14 protein-coding genes are annotated in these 17,945 nt (G+C 38.3%); 1 reads left to right on the top strand and 13 read right to left on the bottom strand.

Annotation, left to right across the window (positions count from 1 at the left end; translation table 11 throughout):
• Window positions 1–3 precede the first annotated feature (3 nt).
• From ruvA to ACIQ32_RS01405, 7 genes are all read right to left on the bottom strand, one after another.
• Entirely contained in the window at window positions 4–585 is a 582-nt protein-coding gene (gene ruvA, locus ACIQ32_RS01435; RefSeq protein ID WP_396193867.1) for a Holliday junction branch migration protein RuvA, read from the bottom strand.
• Between the two features lie 81 nt (window positions 586–666).
• The gene (locus ACIQ32_RS01430) at window positions 667–2,958 is read right to left on the bottom strand and encodes an NADP-dependent malic enzyme (protein WP_396193866.1); all 2,292 of its coding nucleotides are present in this window, start codon (window positions 2,956–2,958) and stop codon (window positions 667–669) included.
• Window positions 2,959–3,114: 156 nt separating this feature from the next.
• Complete coding sequence (locus ACIQ32_RS01425) at window positions 3,115–4,044, bottom strand: carbohydrate kinase family protein (RefSeq protein ID WP_396193865.1); 930 nt, start codon at window positions 4,042–4,044, stop codon at window positions 3,115–3,117.
• A 1-nt stretch (window position 4,045) separates the two neighbouring features.
• Window positions 4,046–5,221, bottom strand: coding sequence for a glycoside hydrolase 100 family protein (locus tag ACIQ32_RS01420; RefSeq protein WP_396193864.1), 1,176 nt, complete (start codon window positions 5,219–5,221; stop codon window positions 4,046–4,048).
• 1 nt (window position 5,222) lies between these two features.
• Complete coding sequence (locus ACIQ32_RS01415; protein ID WP_396193863.1) at window positions 5,223–6,596, bottom strand: MFS transporter; 1,374 nt, start codon at window positions 6,594–6,596, stop codon at window positions 5,223–5,225.
• A 3-nt stretch (window positions 6,597–6,599) separates the two neighbouring features.
• Window positions 6,600–6,947 (bottom strand): glutaredoxin family protein, encoded by a 348-nt coding sequence (locus ACIQ32_RS01410; protein WP_396193862.1) that lies wholly within the window; start codon window positions 6,945–6,947, stop codon window positions 6,600–6,602.
• A gap of 111 nt (window positions 6,948–7,058) precedes the next feature.
• The gene (locus ACIQ32_RS01405; RefSeq protein ID WP_396193861.1) at window positions 7,059–9,689 is read right to left on the bottom strand and encodes a TonB-dependent receptor domain-containing protein; all 2,631 of its coding nucleotides are present in this window, start codon (window positions 9,687–9,689) and stop codon (window positions 7,059–7,061) included.
• A 154-nt stretch (window positions 9,690–9,843) separates the two neighbouring features.
• On the opposite strand from ACIQ32_RS01405, the gene ACIQ32_RS01400 reads away from it, so the two are divergent.
• On the top strand, window positions 9,844–10,869 hold the full coding sequence (locus tag ACIQ32_RS01400) for a LacI family DNA-binding transcriptional regulator (protein WP_396193860.1): 1,026 nt from the start codon (window positions 9,844–9,846) through the stop codon (window positions 10,867–10,869).
• On the opposite strand, the gene queG is transcribed toward ACIQ32_RS01400, so the two are convergent.
• The 6 genes from queG to ACIQ32_RS01370 all read right to left on the bottom strand — a co-directional run bounded on the left by queG (window position 10,853) and on the right by ACIQ32_RS01370 (window position 17,936).
• Window positions 10,853–11,776 carry a tRNA epoxyqueuosine(34) reductase QueG gene (gene queG, locus ACIQ32_RS01395; RefSeq protein ID WP_396193859.1) on the bottom strand — a complete coding sequence of 308 codons (924 nt, stop codon included), beginning with the start codon at window positions 11,774–11,776 and terminating at the stop codon, window positions 10,853–10,855. The two genes, ACIQ32_RS01400 and queG, sit on opposite strands and share 17 nt — an antisense overlap.
• Before the next feature lie 100 nt (window positions 11,777–11,876).
• Window positions 11,877–12,899 (bottom strand): Holliday junction branch migration DNA helicase RuvB, encoded by a 1,023-nt coding sequence (ruvB, locus tag ACIQ32_RS01390; RefSeq protein WP_396193858.1) that lies wholly within the window; start codon window positions 12,897–12,899, stop codon window positions 11,877–11,879.
• 82 nt (window positions 12,900–12,981) lie between these two features.
• Window positions 12,982–14,781 carry a cbb3-type cytochrome c oxidase subunit I gene (locus ACIQ32_RS01385; protein ID WP_396193857.1) on the bottom strand — a complete coding sequence of 600 codons (1,800 nt, stop codon included), beginning with the start codon at window positions 14,779–14,781 and terminating at the stop codon, window positions 12,982–12,984.
• Window positions 14,782–14,802: 21 nt separating this feature from the next.
• Entirely contained in the window at window positions 14,803–15,993 is a 1,191-nt protein-coding gene (locus ACIQ32_RS01380; protein ID WP_396193856.1) for a cytochrome c oxidase subunit II, read from the bottom strand.
• A 20-nt stretch (window positions 15,994–16,013) separates the two neighbouring features.
• On the bottom strand, window positions 16,014–17,345 hold the full coding sequence (locus ACIQ32_RS01375) for a quinol:cytochrome C oxidoreductase (RefSeq protein WP_396193855.1): 1,332 nt from the start codon (window positions 17,343–17,345) through the stop codon (window positions 16,014–16,016).
• A gap of 27 nt (window positions 17,346–17,372) precedes the next feature.
• Window positions 17,373–17,936, bottom strand: a complete 564-nt coding sequence (locus ACIQ32_RS01370) for a c-type cytochrome (RefSeq protein WP_396193854.1) — start codon at window positions 17,934–17,936, stop codon at window positions 17,373–17,375.
• Between the last annotated feature and the right edge of the window lie 9 nt (window positions 17,937–17,945).

Here is a 17,945-nt window from a genome sequence, read left to right as displayed (position 1 = left end):
AAATTATAAATTTTTTAATGCTTGTTTGATGATTGTTTCCACTGATGCCTCAGGGTTGTCTTTTAGAATCTTATCCACCACTTTTTCGGCATTTTTTCTAACATAACCCAATACCTCCAAAGCAGATAACGATTCTTCTCGGTTAATATTGTGTTGGGCTACCGAAATTTCGTCTAAATCGTATAGTTTTAACACTTTATCTCTCAAGTCTAATATTACTCTTTGAGCGGTTTTGTTCCCAATTCCTTTGATGGATTGAATGGTTCCTACATCGCCGTTTCCTATAGCTTGAATGATTTGTTTAGGATCTAAAGAAGACAACATAGTTCGGGCAATCCCGGCACCAATTCCCGATACAGACAAGAGTAGTTTGAAAAGTTCTCTCTCCGATTTTTCGACAAACCCGTATAAAGAATGCGCATCCTCCTTAATTTGAAGATAAGTGTACAACTTGATAAATTCCGACTGCGGAAGCAATGAAAAAGTATGCAATGAAATGTTAATATGATAGCCAACACCATTGCAGTCAATCACCACGTCTGTGGGTGTCTTTTCTACTAGTTTTCCTTGAATATGTGCAATCATTTTAACAAAATTCTAACCCAAATATAGCAAAATTCTTCAACTGACATCATCTCTTTGCAATATCTGAACAATATTACAAAACTATTTGGTTGCCACTTTTTTTCTCTTTTCCTTTTCTTGGGCATCTACAACAGCCACAGCCACCATATTTACCATTTCTTCTACGCTGGCTCCCAGTTGAAAAATATGCACCGCTTTTTCCATTCCCAACATAATCGGACCGACAGAATCGACTTTGTAAAGCTCTTTTAAAAGCTTATAATTGATGTTGGCAGCTTCTAAATTTGGAAAGATTAGTGTGTTTACTTTTTTTCCGGCCAATTTTGAGAAAGGGAATTTATTTTTAAGCATTTCGGGATTCAGAGCAAAATCGGTTTGGATTTCACCGTCAACTATTAAATCCGGATAGTATTTGTGCAGATAAGCAACAGCCTCTCTTACCTTGGTGGCGCTTTCGTGGGATGAAGAACCAAAATTGGAAAATGACACCATGGCCATAACCGGTTCCATTCCAAACATTCTTACCGTCTTAGCTGTCATCAAAGCAATTTTAGCCAATTCATCAGCAGTTGGATTAGGATTGATGGCCGTATCCGATAAAAACATCGGCCCTCGATTGGTCATCATCATATTTGTGGTTGCAATCAAAGTAATTCCCGGCGCTTTACCTATTAACTGCATCAAAGGTTTTACTGTTGACGGATAGCTTCTCGAATATCCGGAAACCATCGCATCGGCATCACCTTCATTGACCATCATAGCGGCAAAATAGTTGCGCTCACGCATCCATTTTTGGGCATCCAACAATGAAATACCGCGGCGTTGTCTCGACTTCCAATAAATATCGGCATACTTCATTCGGCGCTGGTCTTCTTCCTTGGTTTTCGGGTCAAAAATCGGCACATCGGCATCAAAACCCAATTCTTCTTTTAGCTCTAAAATCAATTCTTTATTCCCTAATAAAATAGGATGAGCTATGCCTTCTTCGTAAGCAATTTGGGCAGCTTTTAACACATCCAAATGATCTGCTTCGGCAAAAACAACTCTTTTAGGATCGGTTTTAGCTCGGTTGGTTAACAAACGAACCATTTTATTATCAGAACCTAATCGTTCTAATAACTCTTCTTCGTATTTATCCCAATCGGTAATCGGGTTTAAGGCTACGCCCGAGTTCATTGCGGCTCTTGCCACAGCAGGCGCAACTTGCGTAATCAATCTCGGATCGAAAGGTTTGGGAATAATATACTCTTTCCCAAAATTCAATCGGGTTTCACCATAGGCTATATTAACTTGCTCAGGAACAGGCTCTTTCGCCAATTCGGCCAATGCATGTACCGCTGCCATTTTCATTTCTTCGTTAATTTTGGTGGCTCTGACATCTAAAGCACCACGAAAAATATATGGAAAACCTAATACATTATTAACCTGATTAGGATGATCGGAACGACCCGTGGCCATGATGATGTCTTTTCTGGTTTTGACGGCTAAATCATAGTCGATTTCCGGAATCGGATTGGCCATCGCAAAAACAATCGGATTTTTAGCCATGCCCAACAACATTTCAGGTGACATAATATTGCCGGCAGATAAGCCTAAAAATACATCCGCACCAACCAAAGCTTGCGCTAAAGTGGTTCCGGTTTTTCCATGGGTGTATCTTTTTTGTAAATCTGACAAATCCGTTCTTTGAGGGGAAAGGACACCGTCTTTGTCGAACATTATAATATTTTCGGGTTTAACGCCTAATAAAATGTACAAGTTGGCACAAGCTAAAGCGGCAGAACCCGCTCCGGAAACTACAATTTTTACTTCTGTAGTTTTCTTTTTGGCTAATTCTAGAGCATTCAGTAATGCTGCTGAGGAGATAATGGCTGTTCCGTGTTGGTCATCGTGCATTACCGGAATATTCAATTCTTCGACCAAGCGTCTTTCAATTTCAAAAGACTCCGGAGCTTTGATATCCTCGAGGTTGATACCGCCAAAAGTTGGAGCTATATTTTTTACGGTTTCAATAAACGCATCGATGTCTTTGGTACCGACTTCAATATCAAACACATCAATACCTGCAAAGATTTTAAACAAAAGTGCTTTCCCTTCCATTACCGGTTTTGAAGCTTCCGGACCAATGTCGCCTAACCCTAAAACGGCGGTACCATTACTGATTACGGCTACTAAATTACCTTTTGCGGTATATTTATATACATTGTTAACGTCTTTGGCAATTTCCAAACAAGGTTCCGCTACACCGGGAGAATAGGCCAGAGACAAGTCTCTTTGTGTGGCGTATTTTTTGGTTGGTACAACCTGAATTTTACCCGGCGTTGGTTTAGCATGGTACAAAAGTGCTTCTCGTCGCTTGCTGTATTTGTTCATTATAGGTTAGTTTTATTCTGACTTACAAAGGTAGAAGTATCGGTGTAAAATGGAAATTTTTGACCATTTCTTTTTGTACAATCTAACAAAGTAAAAAGCCGCAATGTTATGTTGCGGCTTTTTATCAAACTAACTAACTAAATTTGTGGTTGGCATTTATTGTTGTATCAATTCCTTGATGTTGATATTGTCCGGCAGTCGACCTACATTTTGCAATTTTATTGCTGCTAATTTCTGAGCAACAGTAATAGTTTCTTCAATATTTTTATGGTGCAGTTGAGCATATAAAAATCCGGTCCAAAAAGCATCTCCGGCGCCGGTAGTATCTTTTACCTCTTCAATTGGTATTGCTTTTTGAAAAAACAATCCTTGGTGGATATCTGAAACTACCACTCCGTTTTTGCCTTTGGTCAAACAAATGGTAGAGGCACCTAAAGCATGAAAATAATCAAAAATGTATTCCTCTGATTTTACAGCAGCGAACAAACGGTAACAATCGTCTTCGCTTAATTTTACTAACGGATCATTAGCTAAATATTCTTTGAGGATGGTTTTGGCTTCTTCTCTGTCGGGCCAAATGCGTTCCGAAAAATTGATGTCGATACTGAGTTGTAATCCTAATTCTTTTGCTCTTTTGGCGCGATTGAGAATGGTTTGTCTGGCCGGATTTTTACTTAAAGCGAAACAAGTGGTGTGAAATATTTTGGCTACCGCAATCACTTCATCCGGTAATTGACTTTCAAAAATTTCGCAATCGGCTTGACGATACGGGATAAAATCGGGTGTTTCAGTCGATTTTGAGACAAAAATTACGGAAGTAGGAACCGTTTCAGATTTCCCAATATGATTCGTATTGACATGATTGGCTTTTAATTTCCGAATGACATAATCGCCTAAACCATCTTGACCACAAGAAGCCACTAAAACGGAATTCAATCCTAAACGCGACGCATTAACCGCCACATTGGTTGGCGAGCCACCCAAAAAGCGATGGTAATCTTTAGTCCTATTGATAGAAGTATTGACTTCATGACCGATGAAATCAATCAAAACCTCTCCTATGCTTATGATGTCTATAGTTTTCAACTTAAACTAATATTTTAAAGTTATGGTGTAATGATTGGTGTACTAAAACCGATGCCGCTGCACTCCAAGCACAAAGTGAAACACCATTCGGCGCTGTGGTTTGGGTGTTGAAATTTTCATAAAATGAAAACTCATTTTGGGCATTGGCTTCGTTTATTTTTTCTAATACAGATGTTGCCTTTTGACATTCATCTTTGGCAATCAATGCTAATCCGAAAAACCCGTTGACCATTGGCCAACTGCCGCCATTGTGAAACTCATAGGGATAATTTCTGAACTCGTATTTGCAATTGTTTTTGAGTAAGTTCCAATGTTCATCGGTTTCAAAAACAGGTGGCCAAAAAGCCGGCAATAAACCCAACTGGGTTTCTGAAGCCAAACTAAGGGCATAATTTAGAATCTTATTTTGAAATTCGGTTGAACCGATATTAAGCAATACCAGTAATGAATTGGCGAAAGCGTCAAACTGAGTTTTGTAACCCGAGGGTGAAAACGAGCAAGGCATAAAATCTTCGAAATTAACCATAGCATGAGCTCTTTCATGGTACTTTTCGCCCTTGGAGTCAGGCATAAAATTAATCTCAATTTGAAAAATAATGCTTTCTATCTTTTCTTGTATGGCTTCACTTTTGGCAAAATAATTATAGCTTTTCAAGGCCCAAATTCGCAACAGCTGGTCGTATAAAACATAGCCATCAGTAATGTATTCATCGGCCCAATTTCCGGAAAGAGGAACATAAACAAGGTGTTTGTTGTTGAATTCCCATGCGTCTAATAATCCGAAACACTTTTCAATCTCTGGGTTGTGTTTTGATATAAACGAAACATCGCTCTTGTAATAAGCATATTGGCAAACGCCTATGATGAACCAGGTTACGGCATCAACTCGTCCGGCCAAACCACCGTAGCTGACTTCAATTTTCCCATCTGCAACCAACACATTGGAAGGAATTGTTCCGATAGGATGCTGATGTTTGGCTAAAGTTTCCAGCGTTTTTTTAAAAGTGGCTATCAACTTCTCATCACCGGATGCCAATGCCGCCAGTCCGCAAATCACACCGTCACGAGCCCAAACCCTTTTGTAATTGGTGGTGTTTTCGGCACTGGCCAAAAAACCATAAGGCGAAGCCACTTTGTGTAATAAATCAATAGCTTTATGATAGGCGGTATTATTCACTTTATACAATTTGGTTTTTATTTTTGACCGTAATAAAAAGCGTTAAAACACCGGCAATAATTAAAAACAGCCCGGCGAGCTTTATGACATTCATCGGATTATTGCCTAACCAATCGTATACAAAATATTGCATGGTTAAGATTTGAATCGCCATAGGAATTACGATAAACATATTGAAAATACCCATATACACTCCGGTTTTTTCTTTAGGAATCGAACCGGCCAACAATTGATATGGCATAGCCATGGTTGACGCCCATGAAATCCCCAATCCAAACGAATACAAGAAAATGGTCGTTACCGGAATGTTATCCCCAAAAGGATTGTACATGATAAAAAGCACGTCGGTATTGTTTAACAACGGAATTAGTAACAATCCTATGCCACCCAAAGACAAGGCTACAAAGTGAACACCTTTGGCACCGATTTTTAAAGCCAATGGTACTAATAAAAAAGCCACCATAAAACAGATGATATTGTACGTTCCGTTTAGACTTCCCGTGAGTAATTGTGCTTTGGAAAACCCTTCTGACGCTTGATCAGTAGTACCAAACAGTGATAAAGACAACGAAGATGTAATGTATTGCCAATAACAAAACATAGCATACCAAGTAAAGAATTTTACCGGAATGAGTTGCTTCATGGTTAGCGGCATAGTTCTGAAGGCTTCAGCGATGTCATTCCATACGGTTTTGAAGATATTTTCTTTTTTCTTTTCTTTTATTAAGGCCAATTCTTCGTCGGTTGGCGGGTATTCTTTTGTGGTCATGACCGACAACAATACGGAAGAAATAGAAGCAAAAGCACCTATAAAAAATGCCCAATAGGTGTAAGTTGGAATCCCGTTTTCCATTTTATCGGTGATGGCTAAAAAGCCTAAAGAGACTAAAATAGCCGGTGTAAAATTGGCCAATGTGATTCCAAAACCGGTGAAGAAACTCTGCATTAAAAACCCAAGTGACATTTGTTTATCATTCAACTTATCGGCTACAAACGCGCGGTATGGTTCCATTGCTACGTTGTTTGCGGCATCTAAAATCCAGAGCAAACTGGCCGCCATGAAAAGCGTATTCGAATAAGGCATCAGCAATAACGCAATACTGGAAATCAATGCGCCAATCAGGAAAAAAGGTTTTCGGCGACCGAATTTTGGAGACCATGTTCCGTCACTTATCGCTCCGACTATAGGTTGAACTATCAATCCTGTAATTGGGCCGGCAAGCCATAGCATGGGTAAACTTGCTTCGTCGGCACCTAAATATTTATAAATGGCGCTCATATTGCTTTGTTGCAAACCAAAACTGAATTGGATTCCGAAGAACCCGAAGTTCATATTCCAAATTTGCCAAAAACTCAAGTTTATTTTTTTACTCATGGTTTAGTTTAATTTCTTGAGAAACGCTTCAAACGGGATGTTATTGGTAAAAATAACACCTTGCTTATCAATTACAGGAATCGACAAATTATTAGTGCTGATATTGGCTTTTTTGAGTTTGAAAAGCATTTCTTTCAATGCCTCCTGATTTTTATCGATGTCATAAAAAACAAACTCGATATGGTTTTCTTTGAGGTATTTTTTGGTGTCTGTACAATGATGACAATCATCACTTCCGTAGACAATCATAACTGTTTTTTCAAGTTTTGTGCTTGTCGTTTGACTTTCTTGTGCTGTTATATTATTGATAAAAAACACCAAAAAGATGAAAAGAGCGACTGATTTTTTCATGGGTACAATTGTTAAGAAGTATTTAAAGATAAAAATTCTTTGTTAAAAATAATTCCCATACCATAAAACTATGGTACAGGAATTACTCAAATTAAACATGAAATAGGTTGTTTAGAACTTGTAAGACAATGCCATAGAAAGTGATCTTCCCGGTAAAGGTCTTGCTCTAACGATGTTGGTGGTATTGGCAGTAATGCTTCCTTCTTCAGCTTCTGTGATGGCCAAAGTGTTGAATAAGTTATTACCGGCTATGTTTAAAGATAAACCTTTAGTAATGCCCACTTCAACAAATCCGTTTACAATTACAAATCCGTTCATTACCAATTCGTTGCTGTCTTGTGCATACGCTTTGGTTTGTCCGATGAAGCTTAATCCTAAAGTATTATTAGCTTTTCCGAATTTGTATGTCGGAATAAAGTTATACATCATTTTAGGTTGTCTTCTTGGTTCGTTACCGTCATTAGCTCCCGAAGTAACTTCAGCTTTAGTATAGGTAAAACCTCCACGCAAATTCAAATCGCTGTTTACGTTGTATGAAGACTCTAACTCAAGACCCATTGAACGGTAATCATTTTCGATAATAGTGTTCGATGTAGCTTCAAATCCGCCTTCCTCAGTAGTTGTAGAACTGAAGAATGTAGCATAAACATACCCTTTATCGAATTTTCTTTTGTATCCTAACTCAGCTTGAGCCAAAAAATCCAAAGAGTTGATTCTGTCTCCGTCAAGGTAATTTAACCCTGAGAATAAAATACGATCTGCTTTAGCAGAAGCACCTTTACTGTAACGGGCAAAAACGGACTGATTGGTATCGATTAAGTAATTGGCTCCTAAAGTATAAGAAACATAATCGTAATCGTAATCAACTGCCGTTGTGTTGGCAGTATTGACTGCAGAAACACTGGTTTCCGGAGTAGAAATCACATTATCATTGTTGATATCATAGGTGGTTTGAGAAGAGCCTGCGAAAGAACCGTTTACTTGACCCATATCAAAACGGATTCCTCCTTCTAAAGACAACTTATCATTAGCTTCGAAAGACACGTTAGCATATGGAGCAGAAACATTGTATTGTGTATCATAGTTTCTGGTACAACAGTTCCCCCAAAACGGTACACCATAAGCGTACAATCCGTTAGTAGAAAGTGCATTTCCACCAGCATCAGTAACATTAATTAATCGTGGATTATTATCCGACACTTCTTGCAAATAAGAATTCCACAACCACGACATAGAGATATTTTGAATTGATTTGAAATAACCGGCAGTTAAGCCAACTTTATCAAATTTTTTGGTGATTCTTAAGTCGTTCATGAAGTTGTTGAAATTGTTCAATTCTACATCAAACATGTGAATTCTTGATACTAGACCGTTAGGGTTGTTGAAAGCGGTACCATCGTTAGCATAAGTTAAAGTTGAACCGGCTCCGAAAGAGTTGGCAATAGTAGCTGCTGAAGCTACTTCAGCAGGGAAAGGCGTAATGAATTGTCCGCTGTTTGAAGAGAAGCGACCGTTGTTGGTTACTTTCCATCCTTCAGCCAATTCAAAATTAACAGAAGCTCCAATGGTTTTTGAAACCGGGTTCATACCATCGGCTACATTTCCTCTTCTAACATTTCCGTTTCCATCCAAACCTACGTTGTGCATTAAGTATGGTGATTGTTGTGTTCCCGAGGTAGCGTCATAACCGCTGATGCTTTCCCAATTTGGATTAGAATTGCTTCCGGTTACTTGAATAGGCATTGGCATGTAAGCTGCAGCTCTGTCGTTTAAGAATTTAGCATATACGGTTACAGATCCGTTATCAAATTCTTTAGTGATATTCATTTTGAATTGACCACCGTTATTAGCTGTAAAGCCCGGACTTCTCACTCCTTCACCAGTTCTGTAGAAACCACCAGCGTGAAAATACAATCCGTCACCAATACGAGCACCGTACTCAATATCTGTTCTGAAGTCGCTGTAATCCAAACCAAAACTGGTCACCATACTTCCGCCTTCTGTTTTACCGGTTTTGCTGATAAAGTTGATGATACCACCCGGAGAGTTTGAAGACAAAGTAGAAGCTGAACCACCTCGAATGGCTTCAATTTTAGCAATATTTCTATCGAATCTCGTGAAGATATCAGCAGTAGCAAAAGCGATATCACCGTATAATAATACCGGCAAACCATCTTCTTGGATTTGCAAATATTTTGAACCTCCTGAGGAAATCGGTACCCCACGAACAGAGATATTGGCATTTCCTTCACCTCCTGAAGACTCAGAGCGAATCCCCGGAATAGTTCTGAAGATTTCAGCGGTTGATCTTGGTGCTGATTGTTCCACTTGTTTCACGTCTAAAGTAGTTACTGAAACACTGGATTTGATTTTGGCTCTTGGATTTACAACTCCGGTTACCACTACTTCATCTAATACTTTAGAATCGTCTTGTAGTTGGAAATCCAAAGTGGTGCTTCCTTTAACATCAACTGTCTTCTTTTCGGTAGCAAAACCAATGTAAGAAACGGTTACTGTTACTGAGCCATCAGCCAATCCGGAGAAAGAATACATTCCTTCTGCATTAGTTGAGGCTGATTTGGAGCCGCTACTCAATACCACATTCGCGCCTACTACGGCTTCTCCTTTGGCATCGGTAACTTTTCCTGACAAGCTACTGCTTTGTGAAAAAGAGAGATTGCATAGCAGCAAAGCCACTAAAAACAACATCTTTTTCAAAAATAAAGTACTTTTTTTCATCATTTGTAATTTGTTTGATTAGTAATTATTGTTGGTTTATTTTTCGAAATTATATTTTTAATAAACAATTAATTATGAAATCGTCACCGAAAACGTTTTCGAAATTACCGAAAACGTTTTCGATTAACAATTAAGTTTTTTTTATGATATTTGTTAAATGAGAGACATAACTTTAAAACAAATTGCTGAAACCTTAGGAATATCTATTACTACGGTGTCCAAAGCGTTGAAGAACTATCCTGATGTCAGTCCGAAAACGAGAAAAGCAGTGTTGGATTTGGCACAGTCTCTCAGTTACACTCCTAACAGTTTTGCGGTTAATTTGAGAACCAAAGAATCTCGCACTATAGGGTTGATTATTCCGGAAGTGGTGCATCACTTTTTTTCCAATGTGATTAACGGCATTATAGATGAAGCGGAGAAAAATGGTTATTTGGTGATTATCCTCCAATCGAATGAGTCATTAGAGCTGGAAAAAAAGCAAGTTGAGTTGCTGATGCAAAAAAGAGTTGACGGCATTATCATGTCGTTGTCGAATGAATCCAACGATGATGAACATATCAAGGAAATCCTTCGCAAAGAAGTGCCTTTTGTAATGTTTGACAAAATTTCGAAACTCATTCCTTGTTCTAAAGTCATCATCAACGACCAAAAAGCGGCTTTTGATGCGGTGGAACATTTGATACAAAAAGGATGTAGAAAAATTGCACACATTCGCGGGCCGGTCAATCCTCAAAATGCCATTGATCGATTTTTAGGATATAAAAAAGCTTTGGAGAAAAACAATATTCCATTTGATTCGAAATTGGTTTATACTTGTAAAAATGTCACCTTTGAAGAAGGTGTAGAATTTGCTAAACAAATCGCTGATGAGCATCCGGATGTGGACGGTATTTTTGTAATTACTGACTTGGTTGCGGTTGGCGTTTTGGCACATTTCAATGAAGTAGGTATTAAAATTCCCGAGCAAGTAAAAGTTATCGGATTCAGCAATTGGTTTATGTCGCAAGTAATTACCCCGAAATTGAGTACGGTAGACCAACCGAGTTTTGAAATGGGTGTACAATCCTTCAAATTATTATTGGAAGAGATAAACACTAAAAAGGAGCTGAACCCGTTTCAACCAAGAACTATAGCATTAGAAACGGACATCATTGAGAGAGACTCTACTTCAAAAAGTTAATATTCCTTTTGACACCATCCCATTGGGCTCTTTTTAAGGGTGAATTGGGAAAGACTTTGGTAAAAGTTTCTTCGGTGATTTCTTCCCAGTCTTTTTTAGAATAAGACAACAACTCAGGATAAGCCTTAAATGCAGGTTCTTGATGTGGCTTGGAGAATTTATTCCAAGGGCAAACATCTTGGCACACATCGCAGCCGAACATCCAATCATCAAATTTTCCTTTGACTTCGACAGGAATATTGTCTTTTAGTTCAATAGTATAGTAAGAGATGCATTTGCTGCCGTCAACAAGGTATGGTGCGATGATGGCTTGGGTTGGACAAGCGTCTATACAAGCTGTGCAAGTGCCACAATGATCGGTTGTAGGATTGTCGTATTCCAGTTCTAAATCGATTACCAACTGAGCTATAAAATAAAACGAGCCTACTTTTTGAGTAATTAAATTGCTGTTTTTACCCATCCAACCCAAACCGCTTTTAGCGGCCCAGGCTTTATCCATGATAGGTGCCATATCAACAAAAGCTCTTCCGGGCACATCGCCTATTTCTCTTTTGATGGATTTTAACAGTTTGACCACTTTCTTTTTGATGACGTTGTGGTAATCTTTTCCGTAAGCGTACTTTGAAATTTTATAGCTTTCGGGGTTTTGAAATTCGGAAGGATAATAATTGACCAAAAGAGAAATGACGCTTTTGGAATCGGGTACTAATAATGTTGGGTCTAAACGCTTATCGAAATACTCTTCCATATACCCCATTTGCCCATGCAAGTTTTGCTTTAACCACTGTTCCAATCTTGGCGCTTCTTCTTCCAAGAAACCGGCTTTTGAAATCCCGCAAGACATAAAACCGAGGCGTTTGGCTTCGGTCTTGATGAATTGGGTATATTTTTCTTTGTTAGCCATCATGTTGCATTAGGGGTTGGAGCGATTGTTTGAGCTCTTTTTTGTGCAGCAAAAAAAGCGAGTGCGGAAAACCCGACCTCGTTCTGCAAGACGAGGGAATGCCCTAAAAAAGTCCGCCTTGATTATTGGTGTTGATTTTTCCCAAGTGTTTATAGGCTTTCTCGGTGACTTCTCTGCCGCGTGGTGTTCTGATGATGAATCCTTCCTGAATTAAGAATGGCTCGTATACTTCTTCGATGGTTTCTCCGCTTTCAGAAACAGCGGTGGCTAAAGTGGACAATCCCACTGGTCCACCTTTGAATTTTTCGATAATGGTGGTTAGAATTTTATTGTCCATTTCGTCTAAACCGTGGGCATCTACATGCAATGCTCTTAATGAAAAACGGGCTATTTCGATATCGATTTTGCCATTGCCTTTGATTTGGGCGAAATCTCGAACACGACGTAATAATGCGTTAGCGATACGAGGAGTTCCTCGGCTACGTCCTGCAATTTCAATAGCAGCCTCCATGGTTATGGGCATTTTGAGAATACTTGAACTGCGTTGGACAATAGTGGTTAACAGTTCAGTATTGTAATATTGGAGTCGGCTTTGTATACCGAAACGGGCACGCATAGGGGCAGTTAATAAACCGGATCGGGTTGTGGCACCAACTAAAGTAAACGGATTCAAATTAATTTGTACGGAACGTGCGTTGGGTCCGGATTCAATCATGATGTCAATTTTGAAATCCTCCATGGCAGAATATAAATACTCTTCGACAACCGGACTCAAACGATGGATTTCGTCTATGAACAATACGTCTCTATCTTCGAGATTGGTTAAGAGACCGGCTAAATCTCCAGGCTTATCTAAAACGGGTCCTGAAGTAATTTTGATGCCAACCCCTAACTCATTGGCTAAAATATTCGCCAATGTGGTTTTTCCTAATCCCGGAGGTCCGTGAAATAAAGTATGGTCGAGTGCTTCTTCACGAAGATTAGCAGCTTCAACAAATACTTTAAGATTTTCCAAAACTTGTTCTTGACCTGTAAAATCATTAAAACTCAGTGGTCTTAACTTTTTTTCAAGATCGAGTTCTTCGGGATTAAAATGATTGTTGGTTGGGTCTAGATTTTCATTCATCTCACAAATATATAACAAAGTTGGTTGCTAATAAAAAAGCCTTTCGGGTAGGAAAGGCTTTTTTATAGTATATCGATAAGAATTAGTGGTGTAACACTTCTTCTCCCGGTTTCATGGGTACATTTTGCGGTACAAAATCCTCATCGTGACCCGGTTTGCTGTAATCATACGGCCATCTGTGTACGTGTGGAATTTCACCCGGCCAGTTTCCATGCATGTGTTCTACCGGAGCAGTCCACTCTAAAGTATTTGATTTCCATGGATTTTGAATTGATTTCTTTCCGTAGAAAATACTGTGGAAGAAGTTCCACAAGAAAACCAACTGGAAAGCACCTCCAACCAAAGCAAAAGTTGTAATGATAACATTTACATTTTGCAAATCGTCGAACAATGGGAAGTTGGTATTGGTATAATATCTTCTTGGTAATCCGGCCATTCCGATAAAATGCATTGGGAAGAAAACTCCGTAAGCACAAACGGCAGTAACCCAGAAGTGAACGTATCCTAAGTTTTTGTTTAACATTCTTCCGAACATTCTTGGGAACCAATGGTAGATTCCGGCGAACATTCCGTATAGAGCAGAAATACCCATTACCAAGTGGAAGTGAGCTACCACAAAATAAGTATCGTGTACATTGATATCCAAAGTACTGTCACCCAAAATGATTCCGGTTAAACCTCCGGTGATGAAGGTTGAAACCAATCCGATAGAGAACAGCATGGCAGGATTCAACTGTAAGTTACCTTTCCATAAAGTTGTAATGTAATTAAATGCTTTTACAGCAGATGGGATAGCAATCAATAAAGTGGTGAAGGTAAATACTGAACCCAAGAAAGGATTCATCCCCGAAATAAACATATGGTGTCCCCAAACAATAGTTGATAAGAAGGCAATAGCAATAATTGACATAATCATCGCTCTGTAACCAAAGATTGGTTTACGAGAGTTCGTGGCTATAACTTCTGAAGTAATTCCTAATGCCGGTAACAATACGATGTAAACCTCAGGGTGACCTAAGAACCAGAATAAGTGCTCGAACAATACCGGTGAACCACCTTGGTAGTGTAAAACTTCTCCAGCGATATAAATATCAGACAAGAAGAATGATGTTCCGAAACTTCTGTCCATGATTAGCATCAAAGCAGCTGATAACAATACCGGGAATGAGATAACTCCGATAATAGCAGTGATAAAGAAAGCCCAGATAGTAAGCGGTAGTCTTGTCATTGACATTCCTTTAGTTCTCAAATTAATTACGGTTACGATGTAATTTAATGATCCTAATAAAGATGATGCAATGAAAATAGCCATTGAAACCAACCATAAAGTCATACCTGCTCCGGAACCTGACATGGCTTGTGGCAAGGCACTTAAAGGCGGATAGATAGTCCATCCCGCAGAAGCCGGTCCGGATTCAACGAATAGAGATATAACCATAACTACACTGGATAGGAAGAATAACCAATATGAAATCATATTCAGGAATCCTGAAGCCATATCTCGTGCACCAATTTGCAATGGAATTAATAAGTTACTGAAAGTTCCGCTTAATCCGGCAGTTAACACAAAGAAAACCATGATGGTTCCGTGTATGGTTACCAAAGCTAAGTAAGTTTCATTATTCATAACGCCTCCCGGAGCCATACGTTCACCCAGGAAAAAGCTAAAAATTTTAAAAGATTCTTCAGGCCAAGCCAATTGCATTCTAAAAAGCATTGACATACCAACACCAATAACACCCATAATGATACCAGTAATCAAATACTGTTTTGATATCATTTTATGATCAATACTAAAAATGTATTTAGTAATGAAAGTGTCTTTATGGTGATGTTCGTGTGCGTCGTGACCGTGATCGTGGTTGTGAGCTTCTGCTGACATATTATAAACTTTTAAATTTTATTAATGTTTTGGTTCTGCTTGAGCAACTACAGTGGTGTCTTTGCTTGCAATTGAAGAAGTGTCTTTAACAGGGTTTGCAGGTGATTCTGAAGCTTTAGCCTCGGCTGCTGCTGTTTTTACAGCTTGAACAATAGTTTTGGCTCCATTTTCTTTAACCCATGCAGCATATTCTTCAGGTGTATCAACAACAATTTTCATTTGCATGTTGTAGTGAGAAGATCCACAAATTTTGTTACACAATAACAAGAAATCGAAAGTGTAAGGGTCTAATGCAGTTTGTCCTTCGGCCACTAACTTTTCACTTTTCTTTGCTCTAATGGCGTTGATGTTTGCAACCTTTTCAATCATAGCCGGTTTGTCTCTCATTTCGGCAGTGGTTAAAGTCGGTATAAATGAGAAATTAGTAACCATACCCGGTACACAGTTCATTTGAGCTCTGAAATGAGGCATATAGGCTGAGTGTAATACATCTTGGGAACGCATTTTAAAAATTACTCTTTTTCCTTTAGGGATGTGCAATTCTTGAGAAGTAAAATCATCTTGTGCGTTAGGATCAGACAAATCAACGCCTAAATTGTTTACTCCTTCAATATACCTTACGTTAGCTTTACCCAATACATTATCTGCACCGGCATATCGTGCTTCCCATTTGAATTGTTGTGCATATAATTCTATTACAATTGCATCTTGTTCGTCTTTTTCATCTACAAACATGATATTAGTCCAAGCATACAAACCGTAAAGAATTAAACCGGCTAAAACAATAGCAGGAATGATACTCCAAATGAACTCTAATTTATTGTTATCGGCAAAGTAAAGCGCTTTTTGACCTTGTCTACCTCTGTACTTGAAAGCAAAATAGTGTAATAAGGCTTGGGTTATTGTTTGTACAATAAAAATCAGCACTAATGAAATCACCATTAGGTTATCAATTTGCGGACCGTGTTCAGAAGCTGAATCACCAATAAGTGGAAAATCACTGTAGTTTAACAAACAAAAGATAGTGGTTATATAAATGAACCCTAAAAAGGCGAACATTAAATATCCGTTTACTTTATTGTCATTATCATCTGCAATTTGAGTGTCGTTAACATTTCCACCACCAACTTGAGTTAAGTCGAATATTTTAGTTAACTGCCATAGGGCAACCGCCAATAAGACTACAACTGTAAGTATCAAAAAAGTTGTCATTTGTAATTTACTTTAAAATATTAATAATGAAAATGTTTACTTTCTTCAATAAACGGATTGCGTTTTGGAGTCAATGGAGCTTTTGTTAAGGCATTGAAAACAACAAAAATGAAAAGTCCTAAGAAGAATAGAATTGATGAAATCTCAGGTATACCTATGAACCATTGATCACCTACTGTTGATGGCATAATCATATTGAAGAAGTCAACATAGTGTCCTAACAAAATTACAATACCGGCCATAACAATTATCCACGTAATGCGTTTGAAATCGGTGTTGATTAAAACTAAGAACGGGAAGATAAAATTCATCACTACTGCCCCAAAGAACGGTAAGTTAAAGTGCTCGATACGGGTTTTGAAATAAGTAACCTCTTCCGGTATATTTGAATACCAAATCAACATGAATTGTGAGAACCATAAGTATGTCCAAAACACACTGATTCCAAACATAAATTTAGACAAATCGTGAATATGACTGGAGTTTACATTCTCTAAATACCCTTTAGACTTTAAGTATAAGGTAACCATTGAAATGGTAGTAATACCACTTACAAAGAAGCTGGCAAAAACATACCATCCAAACAATGTACTGAACCAGTGTGGATCAACCGACATAATCCAATCCCAAGACATGATAGATTCAGATACAATAAAGAACACTAAAAAGGCAGCTGACATTTTAAAGTTCTTTTTGTAATAAGAATTGTCATTTGATTCGTCTTGTGCCAAACAGTTCTTTCTAGACAAGTGTCTGTAAAGGTTCCATCCGAAAATGAAAATTGCTGCTCTGATAATCCAGAATGGGAAATTTAAATATCCTGATTTTCCTTGGATTAATTCATCTGTTGCTCTTACTTCTTCATCCATCCAAATGAATAAATGATTGATATGAAAGCCAGACAAAAGTAAAAGGACAAAGAAAATAATTGAACCGGGAAGTAAATAAGCTGTTACTCCTTGCATTACACGAAATAACACCGGAGACCAACCTGCTTGAGCTACTTGCTGAATAGCATAAAAAGCTAGAGCTCCTAATGCGATTAACATAAAGAACAGACAAGCTACATACAAGGCTGCCCAAGGTTTATTTTGTAATTGGTGTAGAACATGCTCTAAATGCTCGTTATGCTCGGCATCTGCTTTAGCATCGTGGCTTGCTTTCGAACCATGCGCATCATGAGTAGCAGCAGTGTCGTGAGCGTTAGAATGTCCGTGACTATCAGATGCCAAAATAGTCTCAACATCTTGAATAGTTTTTGGTGCAGTTAAAAAACCATAACCAATCCCAAGAACACCAACGATCATTAGGACAAAAGAAAAGGTTTTTAATTTACTTGAAAATGTATACATATCTATAACAATCTGTTTGTTCTACAATTATAATTTGCTTTTAAGTTGCATTACATAAGCGGCAACCAACCAACGCTCTTCTTGGCTCAACTGATTTGCATGTGAACCCATAGAATTTAATCCATAAGTAACTACATGAAAAACGCTGGCCTCGTTAACTACTCGGTCTGCATAACTAGGAACACCTAAGAATTTTTCTTGTGTTACCAATTTACCTTTTCCGTTACCTTCAGTTCCGTGACAAATAGCACAGTAAATCCCGTAGAGTTCTTCACCTTTTTTCATATCAACTTGTGTTGAATCCAGTGGTGATTTAGGATTAGTAGCCTTTAACATAGCTAAAGCTTCAGGAGTGTTTGGAACTTCATAAGGAACAAAACCTCTTTTGATTGAACCTTCAGCAGGTAATTGCCCTTCTTTTCCTTTTTCACCGGTTGGAGAATTGAAAGCATCAGACTCTGAGTAGGTTTCATAAGCTACTGATTCGTACATATTGGGCATGTATTGATAGTTAGGCTTCAAATCGTCTTTACAAGAAGATACTGAAACCATGATTCCTAACACAAATGCTGTTCTAAATAAACTTTTCATAGGTAATTA

This window comes from Flavobacterium sp. (assembly GCF_044373165.1).
Classification (GTDB): Bacteria; Bacteroidota; Bacteroidia; order Flavobacteriales; family Flavobacteriaceae; genus Flavobacterium.
Note: the sequence above shows the minus strand (reverse complement) of the source record. Positions and strands in the feature narration are given on the sequence as shown.